This window comes from Kineococcus deserti (assembly GCF_050871945.1).
In the GTDB taxonomy this organism is placed as follows: Bacteria; Actinomycetota; Actinomycetes; order Actinomycetales; family Kineococcaceae; genus Kineococcus.
This window is the reverse complement of record NZ_JBJLSI010000072.1, coordinates 1-2,756: the sequence shown is the minus strand read 5'-3', so window position 1 is coordinate 2,756 and position 2,756 is coordinate 1. Positions and strand designations below refer to the sequence as shown.

Annotated in this window: 1 rRNA gene; it reads right to left on the bottom strand. The window is 58.0% G+C overall.

The features are described 5' to 3' along the window. Positions 1–15 precede the first annotated feature (15 nt). Positions 16–2,756, bottom strand: a 23S ribosomal RNA gene (locus tag ACRYR2_RS24950); the annotation flags it as partial.

Genomic DNA, 2,756 nt, shown 5'->3' with positions numbered 1-2,756 from the left:
GGCAGCTGGTGCGTGGTAGACAAGTGATCGGCCTATTAGTACCGGTCAGCTCCACAACTCGCTAGTCGTTGCTTCCACACCCGGCCTATCAACCCCGTCATCTCCAGGGAGCCTCCCACCCCTTACGGGGCACGGAAACCTCATCTCGAAGCAGGCTTCCCGCTTAGATGCCTTCAGCGGTTATCCCTTCCGAACGTAGCCAACCAGCCATGCCCTTGGCAGGACAACTGGCACACCAGAGGTTCGTCCGTCCCGGTCCTCTCGTACTAGGGACAGCCCTTCTCAAGTTTCCAACGCGCGCAGCGGATAGGGACCGAACTGTCTCACGACGTTCTAAACCCAGCTCGCGTACCGCTTTAATGGGCGAACAGCCCAACCCTTGGGACCTACTCCAGCCCCAGGATGCGACGAGCCGACATCGAGGTGCCAAACCATGCCGTCGATATGGACTCTTGGGCAAGATCAGCCTGTTATCCCCGGGGTACCTTTTATCCGTTGAGCGACCGCGATTCCACACTCCACGGCCGGATCACTAGTCCCGACTTTCGTCCCTGCTCGACCTGTCGGTCTCACAGTCAAGCTCCCTTGTGCACTTACACTCAACACCTGATTGCCAACCAGGCTGAGGGAACCTTTGGGCGCCTCCGTTACTCTTTAGGAGGCAACCGCCCCAGTTAAACTACCCACCAGGCACTGTCCCTGATCCGGATCACGGACCGAAGTTAGACATCCAGAACGACCAGAGTGGTATTTCAACGACGACTCCACCAGCACTAGCGTGCCCGCTTCACAGTCTCCCACCTATCCTACACAAGCCGTCCCGAACACCAATACCAAGCTATAGTGAAGGTCCCGGGGTCTTTCCGTCCTGCTGCGCGTAACGAGCATCTTTACTCGTAGTGCAATTTCGCCGAGTTCGCGGTTGAGACAGCAGGGAAGTCGTTACGCCATTCGTGCAGGTCGGAACTTACCCGACAAGGAATTTCGCTACCTTAGGATGGTTATAGTTACCACCGCCGTTTACTGGCGCTTAAGTTCTCAGCGTCCCCCACTTGCGTGGAGTAACCGGTCCCCTTAACGTTCCAGCACCGGGCAGGCGTCAGTCCGTATACATCGTCTTGCGACTTCGCACGGACCTGTGTTTTTAGTAAACAGTCGCTTCCCCCTGGTCTCTGCGGCCCTCAAACGCTAGCCCGCGAAGGGCTTCACGCCTCAGGCCCCCCTTCTCCCGAAGTTACGGGGGCATTTTGCCGAGTTCCTTAACCACGATTCACTCGATCGCCTCGGTATTCTCTACCTGACCACCTGAGTCGGTTTAGGGTACGGGCGGCTCGAACCTCGCGCCGAGGCTTTTCTAGGCAGCATGGGATCACCCTACTTCCCCCTTGAGGGGTCACCATCAGGTCTCAGGCTACATGAGAGGCGGATTTGCCAACCTCTCGCCCTACACCCTTGGACGTGGACAACCATCGCCACGCGGAAGCTACCCTCCTGCGTCACCCCTGTTAACACGCTTGACTACTACCGGATCGGGCCACACGCTCCACCAACCCGCGCCCGAAGGCAACGAGCGGCTTTGGGTGCTTAGCATCCCCGGCCTGATCATGGGCGGTTCTACACCGGTACGGGAATATCAACCCGTTGTCCATCGACTACGCCTGTCGGCCTCGCCTTAGGTCCCGACTTACCCAGGGCGGATGAACCTGGCCCTGGAACCCTTGGTCAATCGGCGGACGGGTTTCTCACCCGTCATTCGCTACTCATGCCTGCATTCTCACTCGCGTGCAGTCCACAACCCATCACCAGGCTGCTTCACCCCACACACGACGCTCCCCTACCCACCCACACACCTGCAAGACAGTCGAAGCAAGCTTCGCTGCTTGGGGTTTCACGTGTGAGTGCCACAGCTTCGGCGGTGTACTTGAGCCCCGCTACATTGTCGGCGCGGAATCACTTGACCAGTGAGCTATTACGCACTCTTTCAAGGGTGGCTGCTTCTAAGCCAACCTCCTGGTTGTCTGCGCAACTCCACATCCTTTCCCACTTAGCACACGCTTAGGGGCCTTAGCTGATGATCTGGGCTGTTTCCCTCTCGACTACGAAGCTTATCCCCCGCAGTCTCACTGCCACGCTCTCACTTACCGGCATTCGGAGTTTGGCTGACGTCAGTAACCCGGTGGGGCCCATCGGCCATCCAGTAGCTCTACCTCCAGCAAGAAACACGTGACGCTGCACCTAAATGCATTTCGGGGAGAACCAGCTATCACGGAGTTTGATTGGCCTTTCACCCCTACCCACAGCTCATCCCCCAGGTTTTCAACCCTGGTGGGTTCGGTCCTCCACGCGGTCTTACCCACGCTTCAACCTGGCCATGGGTAGATCACTCCGCTTCGGGTCTAGAGCACGCGACTAAAACGCCCTATTCGGACTCGCTTTCGCTACGGCTACCCCACCCGGGTTAACCTCGCCACGCACCACTAACTCGCAGGCTCATTCTTCAAAAGGCACGCCGTCACCCAACAAGTGAGCTCCGACGGATTGTAGGCACACGGTTTCAGGTACTATTTCACTCCCCTCCCGGGGTGCTTTTCACCATTCCCTCACGGTACTTGTCCGCTATCGGTCATCAGGAAGTATTTAGGCTTACCAGGTGGTCCTGGCAGATTCACACGAGATTCCACGAGCCCCGTGCTACTCGGGAGGCACTCCCAGGGAGGCCGCGATGTTTCACCTACGGGGGTCTCACCCACTACGCC